Raw genomic sequence first — 16,782 nt, 5'->3', positions numbered from 1 at the left:
CGTTGTAAAAAAGACATTACCCTGATTACGCGCATGGCGCTGCGATCAGGTCCTCATAAGGCGCGTCCGACATAAGATTGGAAACGGGGCCTTGCCGCCAAAATGGACCTTCGTCCACAGCACAGCATCGCCGCTCACCGCTTTGGCGCACCATGAAGGGCGGTATTTCGCCCGTCACCTCCGCGCCACGCCCCAAGGCCCGAGGAAATTGACCATGCCGTTTTCCCCTCCGCCGCGGACAAGACATCAGCAAAACCTATCATGATGCAGAAAGTTTTTACTATTTCTAATGGCATCCGCCGCGATAAGCCTGACCCACAACCATAAAGGCGGGGAGGGCCTGATATGACCATCACATTCAAAACATTTGCAATTTCTGCCGTGATCGGGGCGAGCTTTGCGGCGGTTCCCGCAGCGGCAGAGCCGACCGGCACGTTCCGTTTCGCAGAGCAAGCCAAGCTGATCACCATGGATCCGCACCAACATACCGGCGGCGGGTCGTCCTATTTGCGCCCTGTCTATGAGGCGCTCTTCGACCGCGGCGTGGAAGGCGAAATCATTCCGGTCCTCGCCCAAAGCTATCGCGCGCAGGACAAGAGCATCGTTGTGACACTAAAATCCGGCATCCGCTTTTCCGACGGCACGCCTTTCACCGCCGAAATCGCCGCGCAAAACCTCAACCGCGTGATCGATCTGGGCGTGAATGCCGCGATGAAACTGGCCGAAAAGGCCGAAGCGACGGGCGAGAACGAGATCACCATCACCCTCAAAAGCCCCGATCCGTCGATTGTCGAAGCCCTGACCGGAACCGCAGGTATGATGGTCAGCCCCGCAGCGCTCAACGATCCCGCGCTGGACCGTAATCCCGTCGGCACCGGCCCCTATCTTTATGCGGCAGATCAATCGCGCGAGGGCGAATTGCGGGTCTATACCCCCGCCCCTGCCTACCGCACGCCGGACGATCAGGGGCTGGCGCGGATCGAGATTTCCGAAATTCCCGACAACACCGCGCGGCTCAATGCGCTCAAGACCGGACAGGTCGATCTGGCGATTTTCCTGTCCTCGCCCCAGGCGGCCATCATCGAGCGCACCGCGGGTCTGCGTTTGCTCAAGCAACCGGGCGGGACGACCTACCATCTGTCGATCCTTGATCGCGAGGGCACGCAGGTGCCCGCCTTTGCCGATCCGCGCGTGCGCATGGCGATGAATTACGCGATCAACCGCGCCGCCTTTTCCAAAGCGGTGGAATTTGGCCTGTCGACACCAGCTTCGCAGCCCTACACCGCAGGTTTGTGGATGCACGACCCCGCGCAAGAGGGCCGTTATGCCTATGATCTGGAAAAGGCCAAAGCCTTGATGAAAGAGGCCGGATACGAGGACGGCTTCAGCTTCACCATCCCGTCGATCCCGATCTTTGCCTCGCGGCTCGAAGCGGTGGCGGGCTTTCTCAATGCGATCAACATCACCATGAATATCCAGACCGTCGAACCGGGCACCTTGGCACGGCGCAGCCGCACCACGGATTTCCCCGCCACCAATCTGGTCTGGAACAACGCCATCGATCCGAAATTCATGACCACCTACTATGTGGGCGAGGATGCGGTGTTCAATCCGTTCAAGATCAAGCCCGATCCCGAATTGGTCACGCTCAGCGACGCGGGCCTTGCCAAAACCAGCGAGGCCGAACGCGCGCCGATCTATTTCAAGATGTTCGATAAGCTGGCGCTCGAAAGCTACATGATCTTCATCACCACCACGCCGATCCTCTTCGGCGCCTCCGACGCGGTGGCGGACAATCCGACGGTCAAATTCCGCCCTGGCACAGACACGCCCTATTTCCGCGGTCTGCGGGTCGGCCAGTAACAGCGGCAGCGGGAGCAAACTCATGGTGAAACTCATCTCGCAGCGTCTCATGGCGATGCTGCCGCTTCTCCTGATCGTGTCGATCCTGACATTTTCCTTCACCGCGCTCTTGCCCAGCGACCCCGTCGATCTGATCATCGGGGATCGCGGATCGGAGGAACAATACCAGTTGGTGCGCGAAAGGCTCGGGCTGAACGAGCCTTTCGTCGCCCGCTACCTGACGTGGCTGGGCAAGGCCGTGCAGGGCGATCTGGGCACGTCGTTTTTCAATTCGGTGCGGGTCTCTGACGCGGTGCTGCTGCGGATGCCCGCCACTTTGTCGCTGACGCTGGCGGCGGTGCTGATTTCGGTGGTCGTCGGGCTGGGCGCGGGGATCGCGGCGGCATTGCGGCCGCGCTCGTGGATCGACCGTCTCGCCACCTTTGGCGCCACCATCGGTCAGGCGATCCCGAATTTCTGGTTCGGGCTCATCTTGGCTTCGGTCTTTGCGGTCACTTTGCGGTGGTTCCCCGCGACGGGCTATGTGCCGCTGTCGGCCTCGCCGCTGGGCTGGCTGCAATCCATCACCCTGCCCGCCCTCGCGCTTGGCCTGTCGACCAGCGCCGCCATCGCGCGGCAGGTGCGCTCGGCCATGGTCGGGGTGTTGCAACAGGACTATGTGCGCGCCGCCCGCGCCCAAGGTCTGTCGCCGCGCCGCGTGATCTTTCGCCATGCGCTCAAAAACGCGCTGGTGCCGGTGATCACGGTCCTGTCTTTCCAAATCACCGTCCTGTTGGGCGGCGCGCTGATCGTCGAGCAGGTCTTTGCCATCAATGGCATCGGATCGCTGGCCATTGCCGCCGTGCGCCAACAAGACATTCCCATGATCCAAGGCATCGTTCTGGTGCTGGTGCTGATCGTGATGGCGGTCCAACTGGTGACCGACATCCTTTACGGCCTTATCAATCCAAAGGCGCGCCCCGCATGACCGATATTTCCGCCCCCTCCTCGCCCGCTTCCCCTTCGGCCCCTGCCGCCAAGCAGGCGCCGCCGCGCACACGGCCCGAATGGATGCGCCCCGCCACGCTGGCGGTGGTGATCCCCTCGGCGCTGGTGCTGGTGACGCTCGTGGTCTGTGCGCTCTTTGCGCCGTGGATCGCGCCCTATGATCCGCTCACGCAAGACCTGATCGGATCGCTGCAAGGGCCATCGGCGGCGCATTGGCTGGGCACCGATGATTTGGGCCGTGATGTTCTGTCGCGGATGATCTACGGCAGCCGCATCGCGGTGATCGCCGCCGCCGAAGCCACGGCTCTGGCGGTGCTGATCGGCGTGCCGATCGGGCTGTTCATCGGCTATCATGGCGGCTGGTGGGACTGGATCACCATGCGCGTGGTCGAGGCCATCGTCTCGATCCCCGGTATCATGGTGGCCATCGTCATCATCGCGATTCTGGGCACCGGATTGCACCGCGCCATGTTCGCGCTTGGCATCCTTTATTCGACCGCCTTCTTGCGGCTGGCCCGTTCGGTCGTTCTGGCCGAACGCGAGGAGGTCTACGTCAAATCCGCCCGCGTGATGGGCGCCTCGCCGCGCCGCATCCTGATGCGCCATATCTTTCTCAACATCGCGCCGCCGCTGATCGTGCAGGTGACACTGACCATCGGCGCGGTGCTTTTGGCCGAAGCGGGGCTGAGCTTTATCGGCATCGGCGTGCAGCCGCCGCAAGCCAGTTGGGGCACGATGCTGAACACCGCCTCGGCCTATATGGAATTGAACGCCTTTCTTGCCGTGCCTCCGGGATTGGCGATTGTGGCGACGGTTCTGGCGGTGAACCTGCTGGGCGATGTGCTGCGCGATTCCATCGGGCGCGGTATCCGCGTGCCCGCCAGTGGCCGCCCCAAAGACCAGCCGCGCCGCGCCGCACAGGTCAAAACCGCCGAGGGCCGCGCATGGACGGCGCAAGAGGACGATGCGCTCTTGGTCACGGGGCTGGAGGTGATGGTCTCTCCCAAGGGCGGGGCCGAAGTGCCCGTGGTCACCGATATGTCCTTGCGCATCAAGAAAGGCGAGACTTTGGGTCTGGTCGGCGAAAGTGGATCGGGCAAGACCGTGACCGGATTGGCGCTGATGGGGCTGATCGGTGCGGGCGGGCGGATCAGCCAAGGCGCGGTGCATCTGGACGGCACTGATCTTTTGACGCTGTCGCCTGCGGGTCTGGAGGCCGCGCGCGGCAATGATGTCGCCATGGTGTTTCAGGACCCGACCACCAGCCTCAACCCCAGCTATACCGTCGGCAGCCAGATCGCCGAGGTTCTGCGCGTCAAACAGGGCCTGCCGCGCCGCGCCGCATGGGACCGCACGATCGAATTGATCGACCGTGTGGGCATCCCGCGCGCCGCCGAGCGCGCCCGCGCCTATCCGCATGAATTGTCGGGCGGGATGGCGCAACGGATTGCCATCGCCCGCGCCTTGTCCTGCGCGCCCAAACTTCTGATTGCGGATGAGCCGACCACCGCATTGGATGTCACGGTCCAGCAAGAAATCCTCGATCTGTTCCGCGATCTGCAGGACGATCTGGGCATGGCGATGCTCTTTGTGACCCATGATCTGGCGGTGGCGGCGGATATTTGCGACCGCATCTCGGTGATGTATTGCGGCGAGATCGTCGAAACCGCGCCGGTGGACCGCTTGTTCGCCCGCCCCAAGCACCCCTATACTGCGGGTCTGCTCAGCGCCATGCCGCATGGCGTGTCGGGCAAACCGCCGCTGCCGGTGATCCGCGGCTCTGTCCCGACACCGGGGCATTGGCCCGAAGGCTGCCGTTTCGCCGCCCGCTGCGCCTATGCCGCCGACAGCTGCGCCCGCCCGATCCCCCTCACCGGCGATGGCCCCTTGGTGCGCTGCGCGCGCGCCGCCGAACTGAACTTGGAGGCGGCACAATGAGCGATGCCCTACTGACGATCAAAGACCTGCATGTGCGCTACGGCGGGCGCTCGCTTCTGGGGTTGAAAACCAAAGGGTTTGACGCCGTCAAAGGCGCGAACTTGACCATTCGCACGGGCGAGACTTTGGGTCTGGTCGGAGAAAGCGGGTCGGGAAAATCCTCGATCGCCAACACGTTGTTGGGATTGGTGCCCGCCTCAGATGGCAGGATGGAGTTTGACGGCACCGATCTGGCCGCGCTGCCCAGCGGCTATCCCCCCGCATTGCGCCGCAAGATCCAAGCCGTGTTCCAAGACCCCTATTCCTCGCTCAACCCGTCGATGACGGTCGAACAGATCATCACCGAACCGTTGAAGCTTCACACCGACATGAGCGCCGCCGAGCGCCGCGCAAAAGCCGCCCAGTTGCTGGAACTGGTCAAACTGCCCGCCACTCATTTGCCGCGCTATCCCTCGGAGTTTTCGGGCGGGCAACGCCAGCGCATCGCCATCGCGGCGGCTTTGGCCTTGCAACCCAAACTGATCGTTCTGGACGAGCCGGTCAGCGCCTTGGACGTCTCGACGCAAAACCAGATCATCAACCTGCTCTACGAGCGGCGCGATGCGCTTGGTATGTCCTATCTGCTCATTGCCCATGACCTTGCCTTGGTGCATCATATCTCCGACCGGATTGCGGTGATGTATCTGGGCCATATCGTCGAGGAAGGACCGGCGGACCGCGTGTATCACGCGCCCGCGCATCCCTATACCAAGGCCCTGCTCGAAGCCGTGCCCTTGCTTGATCCCGCGCGGCAAAGGGCGCGCCGCGCCGCGCGCCGTGCTGCGCCCGCCGCAGATCTGCCCCGCAGCGCCGAGGCCGGATGCCCCTATCGGCACCGCTGCCCCGTTGCGATGCAGCGCTGTCATCACGAAGCGCCGCCTGCCCTGCCCGTGTCCGGCGGTGGCACGGCGCAGTGTTTTCTTGTCGATACACCCCCCGTCGGGGATCATTCCGCACAGGAGGCGGCCCTCACATGAATATGCCTTGGAGCGCAAAATGCGACACCTATAGAATGGCGGTACGCGCCGTTTCGGTGCCGGACGGCAAAGGCGGCAATATGCCTTTGCTGTGCCGCTTTCCCGCTGGCGCGCAGGCCAAGGGCATCGTGGTGTTCTGCCACGGGCTCGGCTCCAGCGGGCAAGCCTATGGCAGCATGACGGAGGCTTGGGTCAAGCAAGGTTATCTGGTGATCCACCCGACCTTTGCCGACAGCATCCAGTCCGTCGTTCGCGCCCATCCCGAATTGGGCATCGACCCCGAGGACGAAGACCTGCCGCTCTGGGTGCGCCGCTATCCGCAAATCCGCCCGCAGATGCTCGAAATCCTGCATGACCCTGCGCATTGGCTCGACCGCGTGCGGATCGTGCAGCAAGTGATGCAGCATCTGCCTGTGGTGCTGGAGGCGGCGGGCGTGCAGGGCGCGAGCCTGCCCATGGCCATCGCGGGCCATTCCTTTGGCGCCTATACCGCGCAGCTTCTGGCGGGGGTGCAGATCGAGCTTTACGGCGGGCAGCGCCATTTTCGCGACGACCGCTTTTCCGCCGCCCTGATCCTGAGCGGTCAGGGGCGCGGGCAGCAGGGCCTGCGCGAGGGATCATGGGACACGATGACGGGGCCGGTGCTGACCGTGACCGGCAAACAGGACGGCGGCGCAAAGGGGCAGGATTGGCATTGGAAATGCGAGCCTTACGAATTGGCCCCTGCGGGCGACAAATGCCTCGCCGTGCTTGATGATGCGGGCCATTACCTTGGCGGGATGACCCCCGAGGGCAACACCGTGCCCCATCAGGCCGAGGCCTTGGCTCTGGTCACCACGGCCTTTCTGGACGCCTATGTCACCCGCCGCTCCAGCGCGCGCAACTGGCTCGATCTGGTCGAGGACCGCATCGGCGATTGCCCCGTGATTTTCAAACGCAAATGACGGCCTAAACGGCCCCCGACATCTGGCGCGAGGCCGCCGAAAGCGCGGCGCGGAAGGCGGCAAGGCCGATCACATGCTCATGCTCGACCAAGGTCAAGAACCCGACCTCGATCGGCGGCAGGCGCAAAAAATCCGCATCAAGCGTCACCAAAGGCCGCCCCGCATCGGGCGCGTCCAGAACCAGACGCGGCACCACCGCCAGCAGAGGCATTTCGCGCAAGATCGTCATCAACCCATGCGGATCGGCCGCAACTTCGACGGCGATCTGCGGCTCCGAGAGGCCAGCGTTGCGAAACGCGGCGGCAAGCCCCATGCGGTTTTTGGAATTCTCGGGGGGCAAGGCCCATGTCGCCGCCTCCAGATCGGCAGGCGTCACCTTCCCCTTTTGCGCCAAAGGGTGGTCTTGGGCGCAGGCCACCACCAGATCGGTTTCGAACAGATGCGCGTGGCGCAGGCTCTTTTTCATTTCGCTCGGCACGACCTCCCAATCGATGCGCCCGACATAGGCGTTGATTTCCCCGTCCCAAAGCGCGCGGGTCATATCCATCGCCAACCCCGAGCGCAGTGCATAGCGCACAGGCGCCGCATCATCGCGCGTCATCCGCAAGGCGGCAGGGATCACGTTGAACATCATCGCCGGATTGGTCCCGATGCGCAAAACCGGCGGCAGCCCTTCGTCCAGCTCCTGCGCAAGGGTTTGAAAGGTCGCCAGACCCGAACGCGCGCGCTGCAAGGCAAGCCGCCCCGTCGCGGTCAATGTCACCCCGCGCACCGAGCGTTCGACCAGAACCGAGCCAAAGGCAAACTCCAGATCCTTGACCATCTGCGAGACGGCGGGCTGCGTCAGGCTGAGCTGTTCGGCGACGGCGCGCAGCGATCCATGCGCCTCGATCAACTCCATCAGGCGCAGGTGGCGCAAACGAAGACGATCCAGATGCTGCGGGGAGTGAGCCATAAATTATTCCTATCACATTGCAGAATTTTTGAATTTTTTTTATTGCGAAGCGCACTCTATTGCAAGGAGGGAGAAGAGATTTCCGGCGCTGGCCGGATCAGGGAGGGCAGCGCCATGAAGCGCAGTTTCGACACCAAAGCTGCGGCGCAATCGCAGAGCGCCGATGCGCCGCAGCACGGCGGCTTTCGCCCTTTGGAGGGGATGCGCGTGATCGACCTGAGCCAAGTTCTGGCAGGGCCCTTTGCGACCTATCAACTGGCGCTCATGGGGGCCGAGGTCATCAAGATCGAAAAACCCCTTGAGGGCGATTGGACCCGCAACGGCGGCCCCTCCAAGGCGCTGACCGATCTGGGCATGGGGGTGAATTTCCTGACCGTCAATGCTGCCAAGAAATCCGTCGCGCTGGATTTGAAAACCCCGCAAGGCATGGCGGCGCTCAAACGCTTGATTGCCGGTGCGGATATCTTTGTCGAGAACTTCAAACCTGGTGTGATGGAGCGCCTCGGGCTGGGCTTTGACGCGGTCCGCGCCCTGCGCCCCGATATCGTTTACTGTTCGATTTCCGCCTATGGTCAGGACGGCCCGATGCGCGGGCGGCCCGCCTATGACCACATCATCCAAGGCATGTGCGGCATCATGCTGACCACCGGCCATGCGGGCGACGGGCCGACCAAGGTCGGCGCGCCCTATGTCGATTTCGCCACCGGCATGAATGCGGCCATGGCGGTTCTGGCGGGGCTGTTGGAAATGCGCCGCACCGGCAAGGCGGTGCGCCTTGATGTGGCGATGCTGGACACGGCGCTGATGATGATGGCCTCGCTGGTCACGCAGCATATGACGACGGGGTGGATGCCCGCGCAAAACGGCAATGAAGCATGGAGCGCCAGCCCCTCGTCGGGCGCCTTCGATACGGCCGACGGCGTGTTGATGCTGGCCGCGAATAACGCGCGCCAATTTGCCAGACTGTGCACCGCCTGCGGGCGCGGCGACATTGCGCGCGATCCGCGCTGGTCCACGCCCGAGGCGCGCCATGCCAATGCCCCTGCCCTGCGCGCCGAATTGGTGGCGCTGTTCCTGACCCGCCCTGCGGCGGACTGGGAAACCTTGCTCGCCGCCGCCGATGTGCCCGCCGCGCGGGTGCGCAGCCTCGACGAGGTGACGCAAGAGCCGCAATTCACCGCCCGCGATCTGGTCTCGCAAATGGCGATCAACGGCCATGACGCCCCCGTGCATGTGCCCAATATGTCGTTCAAGGCCGATGGCACAAACCCGCATCCGGCCCATGCGCCTGCCCGCCTTGGCGCCGATACGCTGGAGGTGTTGCGCGCCGCAGGGCTGAGCGAGGCCGACCTCGCCGCGCTCGGCGATACAGGCGCACGAACGGGTCACGGCGCCGCCTGAGCGGCCCGCCGTCTCGCCGCCCGATCTTGCTGCCCGATCTTGTCCATGCGTCCCCCCGCCCGCTTGGCGCCCCCCGACCCTGCGCGCTTTTTGAGGAAAGAATGATATGAGCCAGACCGACCCCATCGCACAATTTCCCGCCGGTCCCGCGCGGGGCCGCCATGAAAACGGGTTGCAGGTCTATCGCGGCCTGCCCTACGCCTTGCCGCCCACGGGCGCGCGGCGCTGGCGGCCCCCCGCGCCTCTGCCCGACCGGAGCGAACTTCGCGATGCGGGCCGCTTCGGCCCCGCCTGCCCGCAACCCCAGCGCCGCGCGGGCAGCGTTTATGAATGCGACATCCCGCTCAAGGACGAAGACTGCCTCAATCTCAACATCTGGGCGCCCGAGGATGCCAAAGACCTGCCGGTCCTCGTCTGGATTCACGGGGGCAACCTTCTGCGCGGGGCGGGCAGCGAGGCGCTGACGGATGGCGCGGCGCTGGCACGGCGCGGGCAGGTGGTGGTGACGATCAATTACCGCCTCAACATCTTGGGCTATCTCGCCCACCCCGAACTGAGCGCCGAAGACCCGCAGGGCCTGTCGGGCAACTACGGGCTGCTCGACCAGATCGCCGCATTGCAATGGGTGCAGCGTAATATCGCGGCGGTCGGCGGCGACCCCGCCAATGTCACCGTGGCCGGAGAATCCGCCGGCGCGCTGAGCGTCTATTACCTGATGTGCGCCCCTGCCGCGCGCGGCCTGTTTGCCCGCGCCATCGCCCAAAGCGGCCATATCTGTTCGGCGCAGCACCTGAGCCGTGAGGCAAACGGCATGGGCACCGGACATGACACAGGCCTGCAAACCGCCGCCGGGCTTGGCGCCAAGAGCATCGCGGATCTGCGCGCATGGGACGCGCAGGAACTGGCTCTGGCGGCGGACCGGATCGGCTTTGCCGCGCAGGGGGTGGTCGATGGCGTGATCCTGCCCGACCAGCCGCTGCATCTGTTCAACAGCGGCAAAACCGCGCCCGTGCCCCTGCTGACGGGATTTAACAGCGGCGAGATCCTGACCCTCGAATTCCTGATGCCGCCCCTGCCCGAAAGCGGCGAAGACTATACGGCCATGATCAAGGCCCGCTACGGCGATCTAGCGGGTGACTTCCTCGCGCGCTACCCCGCCAGCGATATCAAAGACAGCACCGAACGGGCCGTTGGCGAGGCGCTCTTTGGCTGGACCGTTTTGAGCGCGGCCAAGGCACAGGCGCGCGCGCAATTGCCGGTCTTTGTCTATTATTTCGACCACGGCTACCCGCAGGCACAGGCGCGCGGATTGCACGGGTTTCATGCCTGCGAGCTGGCCTATCTGTTCGACACGATGGAGCAATCGCCCCCCGCATGGCCCAAGGCCCCGCGCAGCGGCGCCGAGGCCGCTTTGACCCGCACCATAGGCGAGTATTGGACCAGCTTTGCCAAGGACGGACAGCCGCGCAGCGACGGCGCGCCGCTCTGGCCCGATTACGGCACAGGGCGCAGGGGCGCGGCGGATCAGCCCGCAGATGCGGCAGCACAGCAGGGCGCAGACCGCCCCGCCGCCGCGGGCGCGGTCTTGCATTTCGCCGATCAACCCGCCCTGCGCTATGACCTCTTTGGCGGCATGTATGACTTGATCGAGGCAGATTTCGCCCGCAAACGCGCAGCGGGCAATCTGCCGTGGAACTGGAGCGTCGGCGTCGCCTCGCCGCTGCGCGGCCCCGATGAAACCCGCTGATACGCAATCGCTCAGGCGATGCGCCGACATGGACAGGCAAGCAAAAAGGACAGGACGACAATGATTGATTTCACCGGAAAAGTGGCGATTGTGACCGGCGCGGGCGGCGGATTGGGGCGCGAACATGCGCATCTTCTGGCTGCGCGCGGCGCCCGCGTTGTGGTCAATGATCTCGACCTTGGCCATGCGCAAACCGTGGCCGATGAAATCGCCGATGCGGGCGGCGCGGCGCTGGCCCATGCCTGCTCGGTCACCGATTGGCCCGAGGTCGAAGCCATGGTCGCCCGAACCATCGCTCATTGGGGCCGCATCGATATGTTGGTCAACAATGCGGGCATCTTGCGCGACAAATCCTTTGCCAAGATGGAGCTTGCCGATTTCCGTCTGGTGATGGAGGTCCACGTCATGGGCGCGGTGCATTGCTGCAAGGCCGTCTGGCCACAGATGCGCGCGCAGGGCTTCGGGCGGATCGTGATGACGACCTCCTCTTCGGGGCTTTACGGCAACTTCGGGCAATCCAATTACGGCGCCGCGAAAATGGCGCTGGTCGGATTGATGCAGACCCTCGCTTTGGAAGGCGCGCGCGACAATATCCGCGTCAATTGCATCGCGCCCACGGCTGCGACGCAAATGCTCGACGGGCTGTTGCCGCAGGCCGAACTGGATCTGCTAAAGCCCGCCCATGTCAGCCCCGCGATCGTGGCGCTGCTGCGCGATGACGCGCCCAGCCGGACCATTCTTTGCGCGGGCGCGGGAGCCTTTGCCGCCGCCCATGTGACCTTGAGCCAAGGCGCCTATGTCGGCACCGGCGAGGGGGCCGCCGAGGCCCTGCTGGCGCATTGGTCGGATGTGACCGCGCGCGGCGGCGAAACCGTGCCAGGCAGCGGCGCGGCGCAAGGCCGTCAGGAGCTTGAACATGCGGGATATACCCGCCCCGCCTGATGCGCGCGCCTGTGCGCCGCGCGGCGCTCAGGACCAAACAGGCGTCATCAACCCCGAGCTCCCCGTCGACCCTCGGCACCACGCGGCACCCCGCGGCCCCCCGAGGCAAACCTTGGCACCCCATGGGGCCCAAGGCCGCGCCTGATCCGGCCCCGCCGCCCTCTCGCCCGCTGTTGCCCGCCGCCTCACACGCTCTACCGCCCACAACCCGAAAGGCCCCGCCGCATGACCGATCTCAAAACCACCCGCCCGATCATGGAGGTCCGCAGCATCGCCGAAGTCCAAGCCATCGAAGCGCAGGATTATCGCGCTTTGGTCACGGCGCGCGGGATTTATGATCTGCTGCGCGCCACCGCCCATCACGGCGGCGCGCGCCCTGCCCTTACGGTGCTGCGCAGCCCCGATCCCCAAGACATCGGCAGGGCGCTGAGCCATGCGCAATTGCTCGGCGCAGTGACGCGCGCGGCCAATATGTTCCGCAGCTTGGGGCTGACGCAGGAGCGCGGTGTGGCGGCGTTTTTGTCCCCCACTTTGCCGCAATTTCCCGAACTGCTTTTGGGCGCGCAGGTCGCGGGCGTGGCCAGCACCCTCAACTACCTGCTCAGCCGCGACGCCATCGTCGATCTGCTCAATGCCGAAGCGGCGCGCATTCTGGTGATCCCTGCGGCGCATCTGGACGCCGATTGTTGGGCGCGGGCCGAGGCCATCCGCGCCGAGGTGCCCAGCCTTGAGCATGTCTTGGTGATCGGCGCGCAGGGGCCTTTGCCCGAAGGGTTTCGCGCGCTTGATCCGCTGCTCGAAGCGGCCTGCGAGACGCGGCTCGATTTTGCTCCGACCACTGATCCCGACGCGGTAAGCGCCCTGTTCCACACGGGCGGCACCACCGGACGGCCGAAACTGGTCCCGCTGTCCCATGGCAACCAGATCCACGCCGCTTTCGGCTTCGGGCAGGTCTTTGGATATTGCGAGACCGATTGCGTGCTCAACGGATTTCCCTTCTTTCACGTCGGCGGCACGATGACCGTCGGGCTGGCGGTGCTGGCGGCGGGCGGCCATATGGTGATCCCCTCGCCCTATGCCCTGCGCCCGCGCGAGGTGGTGCAAAATTACTGGCGTCTGGCCGAGGCCTTCGGCGCCACCGTGGTCAGCGGCGTGCCGACCTCGATCGCGGCGCTGAGCGCGACCTATCCGCAGGATCTGCGCCTTGACGCTCTGCGCATGGCCGTCACGGGGGGCGCGGGCCTGCCCGAGAGCGTGGCCGAGGCCTTCGAGCGCAAGATCGGCGTGCGCTTGTATGAAACCTACGGCATGACCGAAACCGCCGCCGCCATCGCCTTTACCCCGCGCCACGGCGATCCGGTCCGCGGCAGCGTCGGGCTGCGCGCGCCCTTCTCGCAGACCCGCATCATCCAAAGCGGCGCGCCCGACACCCCCTGCCCTGCGGGGGTCAGCGGCGAGGTGCAACTGCGCGGCCCACAGGTTTTTGCGGGCTATGTCGATCCGGCCCATAACAGCGGGGTGCTGGACGCCGATGGCTGGCTGAGCACCGGCGACATCGGCTATCTGACCACCGACGAGCGGCTGGTTCTGACCGGACGGGCCAAGGATCTGATCGTGCGCAGCGGCCATAACATCGACCCCACGGCGATCGAAGAGGTCGCCAACCGCCACCCCGATGTCGAGATCAGCGCCGCCGTCGGCATGCCCGACCAATACGCAGGCGAGGTGCCCGCCCTCTTCGTCGTCGCGGCGCAGGGGCGCGAGGTCGACATCCGCGCGCTGCAAGAGATGCTGGAGGCGCAGCTGCACGAGCCGCCGGCCCGCCCCAAACGCATCATCGTGATCGACGCCTTGCCGCTGACGGCGGTGGGCAAGCTGTTCAAACCGGCTCTGCGCGAGCGCGCGATCGTTGAAAAACTGCGCCTTGAGATTGCGCAGCATTGCGGGCCGGCTTCGGTCTTTGAGGCCGAGGTCGGCACAGACCCGCAGGGCCGCACCGCCGTGAGCGCCACTGTGGCCCTCGCGGGCACAGAGGCAGATGCGGGCGCGGGCACGGACGCCGGCACAGACACGGGGGCGCAGCAGGCCGAGGCCCTGCGCGCGGCGCTTGCTCCGCTGCCGCAAAGCTATGCGCTGTCATTCGAGACGCCGCGGGTGCGGCTAGGGGTCGAGGGCGGCATTGCGACGCTGACCCTTGACCACCCGCAAAGCCTGAACGCCGCATCACGGGCGATGATGCGCGGGCTGGAGGTCCGGCTTCGGCAACTGGCCGCGCTGCCCGATCTGCGCGCGGTGATCATAACCGGCGCGGGCCGCGCCTTTTGTGCGGGCGGCGATCTGATCGAATTTGCCGCCGCGCGCGACGCGGGCGGCCGCGCGCTGATCGACACGCTGGCGCATAACCAACGGGTGATCAGCATGATCGAAGAGCTGCCCGTGCCCGTCATCGGCGCGGCCAATGGCATCGCCGTGGCAGGCGGGTTGGAAATGCTGCTGTGCTGCGACATGGTGATCGCGGCGCAAACCGCCCGCCTTGGCGACGCCCATGCCCGATACGGCATCGTGCCCGCAGGCGGCGCGAGCCTGCGCCTGCCCGAACGCATCGGCGCGGCCCGCGCGGCGCAGCTGTTTTATACCGCCGAGATGATTTCGGCCGAAACGGCTCTGGCGTGGGGGCTGGTGTGCGAGGTGGCGGCGCCCGAGGATTTGATGCAGCGCGCCCGCGCCAAAGCCGCGCAAATCGCCGCCAATAGCCCCGAGGTGATCCGCCAGATGAAGCGCCTGAGCATGGCGCAGGCCCAAGACCCCGCACGCCGCGCGCGGCTGGCGGCCGAAATCACCGCCTTTCAAGACCATCTGAATGGTGCCGATCTGGCCGAAGGGCTACGCGCCTTTGCGCAAAAACGCGCGCCCGACTGGCCCCGAGGCAAGACACGCTGACCGCCGGCGCGGCAATCCTATTGGCCGCGCGCGGGCGCGCTCAGGTCTCGGCGAGCCATGCCTCGGCCTGCGCCTCTTCGCCAAAATCAAAGCTTTTGATCGTCATGCCGGGAAACAGCGCGCCCTCGACGGTGGCGGCTTTGCGCAAGAACCCCGAATCCGACACCACGGCACATTTGTCGAACTTGGCCAGCAGGCCGAACATTTGCGGCAAACGCGTCATCTCGACCCCCAAAGCGCCCAATGTGGGAATGGTGAAATCGGTGATCGTGTAATACATCCGCCCGTTTTTCACGCCTTCCGACAGGGCAATCAGCTGATCCAGCCCCGCGCGCATGCCATCAGCGTCCAAGGCGCCGCGAAATTCGATATCCACCCGATTGGCGGACGGTTTTGTGACGTTCAGCATCTTGTGGTCCTCCTGAGTTACGGGGGAATCATAGCGCATAGCGCCGCGCGGGGCGTTGACGCAGGTCAACACAGTGCCGCCCGAGGCCGCATTCACGGCCCGCCCGCTGGCGCGCAAGGTCGCGCTTGGGGGGCGCTCAGATGCCTTGAAACGCCATATCGAGCGCGCGGGTGATTTGCGCGTGATGGGCATCAAGGCTGCCCAAGGGCGCGCCCATTTCGGCCAAGGGCACGGCGGCGAGGAATTGCGTCACCATCACCACCTCGGCCTCGCCGAGCAAGAACACCGGATTGAGGTGGCGCGCGGGTTTGGGCGCCGCATCGCGCGCCATGAGCGGCACGACAATGCGGGTGTTCAGCGGCTCCAGAAGATCGGCCTGCACATCAAGCACCAAAGCCCCGCTGGCGAGGCGGTAAACATCATGGCGCGCCACGTCAGAAGCGCCGGAAACCGGCTAAGGGCAGCGGGTTTTGCGCGGCAAAGCGGTTCGAGCTGTCGAGCGCCTCGGCGTTCTCATCGCGCCAGTCTTCGGCGCGGCGTGCGCGCAGGGCGGCGCGGATGCCCTCTTCGGCGGCGCGCGACAGGTTCACACGGCTTTCGCGCGCGCGGCTGACAAGGGCGGCGTCGAGGCTCAAATTGGTGGGCTTGCGCCCTTCGGGCTGCGGCATGGGAGGCTCCGGTGTAGGATGGGCATGGGTGTCGATACCGCCCACCCTATCACATCCCGCCCCCATGCGCCAGAACATGCGCATGAGCCTGCGCATAAATGCACGCAAGGACGCGCAGCGCAGGGGCCGTGCAGGGACCGTATGACCCCAATGAGCCGCAAGGACGCAGGGCCAAAAAAGGCGGCATTGATGCGCAAGACACCAATGCCGCCATAATCGGTCAAACGCTCTGGGGAGACAGAGAGCGACCATGGCCCGATGCGATAGGGATTACGGCATCCGGGGTCCGGCCCCTGCCCTCACCGCCTAGCGAAGAGGTAAGCTTCCAAGCGGGTCAGGCAGATGGCGCGGGGGGGGAGGGGCTTTCAAACGGCGATCTTCTCCATCCCGAAATCGAAAGCCACAAGACGCAATTCCTGACCGACCTTGGCCTCGCCATAGGTGGCGGGGATCAGTTGCAATTCGACATCAAGCATCCCGCCGCCGAAATCGGACAGATCGACCAATGTATCAAGCTCGCCATGGGCGACCAACTCGTCCAGCACCAGCACATCGTTGCAATAGAGCTGGATCAGCATCCGCCCCGTCACCTCGACCTGCAAATACAATTGCTCGGCACCTTTTTCGGCGTCCAGTCTGGTGCGCAGGCTGCCGCCTTCGGTCTCAAGCATGATGCGGCGCCCGTAAGCGCGGCGCACCCAACCCGTAAGCTCCACAGGCTTCCAACGCGTGGATTGAAGTCTACTCAACATCCCTGTTCTCCTTTGCCAGATCGGCAGGGCCGACGCGGTCAATCACCTTGATCATCCAACCCAAAATCTCCCTCTGACCGCCCTCGAGCTTGCAGGTTTCGGCTACAGACACAGCCTCTTCGCGCAGCTCCGGCCAGCGGTGGTAAAAATCGACGAGATCCTGGATGGCATGATCGCCAGTGGGTGGCAGCATCGTAAAACCCTTCGGTTGATGATTACC

15 protein-coding genes are annotated in these 16,782 nt (G+C 65.0%); 9 read left to right on the top strand and 6 right to left on the bottom strand.

The window, feature by feature from the left end; genetic code table 11:
• Positions 1-345 precede the first annotated feature (345 nt).
• Genes ABWV64_RS14505 through ABWV64_RS14485 form a run of 5 tightly spaced genes read left to right on the top strand, consistent with a single transcriptional unit; the run spans position 346 to position 6,748 of the window.
• Positions 346-1,863 (top strand): ABC transporter substrate-binding protein, encoded by a 1,518-nt coding sequence (locus tag ABWV64_RS14505; RefSeq protein WP_353346529.1) that lies wholly within the window; start codon positions 346-348, stop codon positions 1,861-1,863.
• A gap of 22 nt (positions 1,864-1,885) precedes the next feature.
• Positions 1,886-2,830 (top strand): ABC transporter permease, encoded by a 945-nt coding sequence (locus ABWV64_RS14500; protein ID WP_353346527.1) that lies wholly within the window; start codon positions 1,886-1,888, stop codon positions 2,828-2,830.
• Positions 2,827-4,788, top strand: a complete 1,962-nt coding sequence (locus ABWV64_RS14495) for a dipeptide/oligopeptide/nickel ABC transporter permease/ATP-binding protein (protein WP_353346525.1) — start codon at positions 2,827-2,829, stop codon at positions 4,786-4,788. Before ABWV64_RS14500 ends, ABWV64_RS14495 begins: the two co-directional genes overlap by 4 nt.
• A complete protein-coding gene (locus ABWV64_RS14490) occupies positions 4,785-5,804 on the top strand; it encodes an oligopeptide/dipeptide ABC transporter ATP-binding protein (RefSeq protein WP_353346523.1) in 1,020 nt (339 codons plus the stop codon). Before ABWV64_RS14495 ends, ABWV64_RS14490 begins: the two co-directional genes overlap by 4 nt.
• 35 nt (positions 5,805-5,839) lie before the next feature.
• Positions 5,840-6,748, top strand: coding sequence for an alpha/beta hydrolase family protein (locus ABWV64_RS14485; protein ID WP_353346521.1), 909 nt, complete (start codon positions 5,840-5,842; stop codon positions 6,746-6,748).
• Between the two features lie 4 nt (positions 6,749-6,752).
• On the opposite strand, the gene ABWV64_RS14480 is transcribed toward ABWV64_RS14485, so the two are convergent.
• Entirely contained in the window at positions 6,753-7,703 is a 951-nt protein-coding gene (locus ABWV64_RS14480) for a LysR family transcriptional regulator (RefSeq protein ID WP_353346519.1), read from the bottom strand.
• A gap of 114 nt (positions 7,704-7,817) precedes the next feature.
• On the opposite strand from ABWV64_RS14480, the gene ABWV64_RS14475 reads away from it, so the two are divergent.
• The 4 genes from ABWV64_RS14475 (at position 7,818) to ABWV64_RS14460 (ending at position 14,733) form a co-directional block, all read left to right on the top strand.
• The gene (locus ABWV64_RS14475; RefSeq protein WP_353346517.1) at positions 7,818-9,104 is read left to right on the top strand and encodes a CaiB/BaiF CoA transferase family protein; all 1,287 of its coding nucleotides are present in this window, start codon (positions 7,818-7,820) and stop codon (positions 9,102-9,104) included.
• A 106-nt stretch (positions 9,105-9,210) separates the two neighbouring features.
• Positions 9,211-10,851, top strand: coding sequence for a carboxylesterase/lipase family protein (locus ABWV64_RS14470; protein WP_353346515.1), 1,641 nt, complete (start codon positions 9,211-9,213; stop codon positions 10,849-10,851).
• A gap of 60 nt (positions 10,852-10,911) precedes the next feature.
• A complete protein-coding gene (locus ABWV64_RS14465) occupies positions 10,912-11,793 on the top strand; it encodes an SDR family NAD(P)-dependent oxidoreductase (protein ID WP_353346513.1) in 882 nt (293 codons plus the stop codon).
• A 225-nt stretch (positions 11,794-12,018) separates the two neighbouring features.
• Entirely contained in the window at positions 12,019-14,733 is a 2,715-nt protein-coding gene (locus tag ABWV64_RS14460) for an AMP-binding protein (protein WP_353346511.1), read from the top strand.
• A 40-nt stretch (positions 14,734-14,773) separates the two neighbouring features.
• Here ABWV64_RS14460 and ABWV64_RS14455 read toward each other — a convergent pair whose 3' ends face one another.
• The 5 genes from ABWV64_RS14455 to ABWV64_RS14435 all read right to left on the bottom strand — a co-directional run bounded on the left by ABWV64_RS14455 (position 14,774) and on the right by ABWV64_RS14435 (position 16,755).
• A complete protein-coding gene (locus ABWV64_RS14455; protein WP_353346509.1) occupies positions 14,774-15,142 on the bottom strand; it encodes a SpoIIAA family protein in 369 nt (122 codons plus the stop codon).
• Positions 15,143-15,278: 136 nt separating this feature from the next.
• Entirely contained in the window at positions 15,279-15,575 is a 297-nt protein-coding gene (locus ABWV64_RS14450; RefSeq protein WP_353346507.1) for a CcdB family protein, read from the bottom strand.
• 1 nt (position 15,576) lies between these two features.
• Positions 15,577-15,810, bottom strand: a complete 234-nt coding sequence (locus ABWV64_RS14445) for a type II toxin-antitoxin system CcdA family antitoxin (protein WP_353346505.1) — start codon at positions 15,808-15,810, stop codon at positions 15,577-15,579.
• Between the two features lie 365 nt (positions 15,811-16,175).
• A complete protein-coding gene (locus ABWV64_RS14440; RefSeq protein ID WP_353346503.1) occupies positions 16,176-16,562 on the bottom strand; it encodes a hypothetical protein in 387 nt (128 codons plus the stop codon).
• The gene (locus tag ABWV64_RS14435; RefSeq protein WP_353346501.1) at positions 16,552-16,755 is read right to left on the bottom strand and encodes a hypothetical protein; all 204 of its coding nucleotides are present in this window, start codon (positions 16,753-16,755) and stop codon (positions 16,552-16,554) included. Before ABWV64_RS14435 ends, ABWV64_RS14440 begins: the two co-directional genes overlap by 11 nt.
• Between the last annotated feature and the right edge of the window lie 27 nt (positions 16,756-16,782).

It is taken from the genome of Litorivita sp. NS0012-18 (assembly GCF_040371945.1).
In the GTDB taxonomy this organism is placed as follows: domain Bacteria; phylum Pseudomonadota; class Alphaproteobacteria; order Rhodobacterales; family Rhodobacteraceae; genus Litorivita.
The sequence above is the reverse complement of the archived record's forward strand: the minus strand, read 5'-3'. Positions and strand labels throughout refer to the sequence as shown.

What these genes read in the sequence shown, in the direction of transcription:
- ABWV64_RS14440 (WP_353346503.1), bottom strand. Translation starts at nt 16,562, where the DNA reads ATGTTGAGTAGACTTCAATCCACGCGTTGGAAGCCTGTGGAGCTTACG.
- ABWV64_RS14445 (WP_353346505.1), bottom strand. Translation starts at nt 15,810, where the DNA reads ATGCCGCAGCCCGAAGGGCGCAAGCCCACCAATTTGAGCCTCGACGCC.
- ABWV64_RS14475 (WP_353346517.1), top strand. Translation starts at nt 7,818, where the DNA reads ATGAAGCGCAGTTTCGACACCAAAGCTGCGGCGCAATCGCAGAGCGCC.
- ABWV64_RS14460 (WP_353346511.1), top strand. Translation starts at nt 12,019, where the DNA reads ATGACCGATCTCAAAACCACCCGCCCGATCATGGAGGTCCGCAGCATC.
- ABWV64_RS14505 (WP_353346529.1), top strand. Translation starts at nt 346, where the DNA reads ATGACCATCACATTCAAAACATTTGCAATTTCTGCCGTGATCGGGGCG.
- ABWV64_RS14490 (WP_353346523.1), top strand. Translation starts at nt 4,785, where the DNA reads ATGAGCGATGCCCTACTGACGATCAAAGACCTGCATGTGCGCTACGGC.
- ABWV64_RS14495 (WP_353346525.1), top strand. Translation starts at nt 2,827, where the DNA reads ATGACCGATATTTCCGCCCCCTCCTCGCCCGCTTCCCCTTCGGCCCCT.
- ABWV64_RS14455 (WP_353346509.1), bottom strand. Translation starts at nt 15,142, where the DNA reads ATGCTGAACGTCACAAAACCGTCCGCCAATCGGGTGGATATCGAATTT.
- ABWV64_RS14465 (WP_353346513.1), top strand. Translation starts at nt 10,912, where the DNA reads ATGATTGATTTCACCGGAAAAGTGGCGATTGTGACCGGCGCGGGCGGC.
- ABWV64_RS14435 (WP_353346501.1), bottom strand. Translation starts at nt 16,755, where the DNA reads ATGCTGCCACCCACTGGCGATCATGCCATCCAGGATCTCGTCGATTTT.
- ABWV64_RS14485 (WP_353346521.1), top strand. Translation starts at nt 5,840, where the DNA reads ATGGCGGTACGCGCCGTTTCGGTGCCGGACGGCAAAGGCGGCAATATG.
- ABWV64_RS14470 (WP_353346515.1), top strand. Translation starts at nt 9,211, where the DNA reads ATGAGCCAGACCGACCCCATCGCACAATTTCCCGCCGGTCCCGCGCGG.
- ABWV64_RS14480 (WP_353346519.1), bottom strand. Translation starts at nt 7,703, where the DNA reads ATGGCTCACTCCCCGCAGCATCTGGATCGTCTTCGTTTGCGCCACCTG.
- ABWV64_RS14500 (WP_353346527.1), top strand. Translation starts at nt 1,886, where the DNA reads ATGGTGAAACTCATCTCGCAGCGTCTCATGGCGATGCTGCCGCTTCTC.